Here is a 471-nt window from a genome sequence, read left to right on the forward strand (position 1 = left end):
TCTGACCGCCGAAGTCGCCGGTGTCCTGACCGTCAGTGATCGGACCGCCGGTGCGTTCCTGGGCGACTGCCAGGCACTGACCGCGTCGCTGCCGCTGACCCTGGCGGCGCTGGAGGCCGGGACGATTTCCTGGCAGCACGCCCGGATCATCGTGGATGAAACCACCAACCTGGACCGGGCCGGGGTGGCCGGGCTGGAAGCGCACTTCCTGGACCCCGACGCACCGAACCCGGCCCGCGGGTGCCCGGCCGGGGAGCTGGTCCCGGGACGGTTCCGGGCCAAAGCCCGTCTCTGGCGGGAACGCCGCCACCCGGTCAGCATCGAGAAACGCCATACCAAGTGTGCTACGGACCGGCGGGTGGAGTTCGTCCCGGACCGGGACGGGATGGCGTGGTTCTCGGCGTACCTGCCGGCCGGGACCGCTGCGGGGATCTGGGACCGGACCACCGCGGCCGCCCGGGCCCTGCAGGG

The 471-nt window shown here is 72.6% G+C and carries 1 pseudogene; it reads left to right on the forward strand.

The annotated features are described in order from the left end of the window. A pseudogene (locus BJQ90_RS21120) lies at positions 1 to 471 on the forward strand (DUF222 domain-containing protein); the annotation flags it as partial.

It is taken from the genome of Arthrobacter sp. SO3 (assembly GCF_020532825.1).
Classification (GTDB): Bacteria; Actinomycetota; Actinomycetes; order Actinomycetales; family Micrococcaceae; genus Arthrobacter.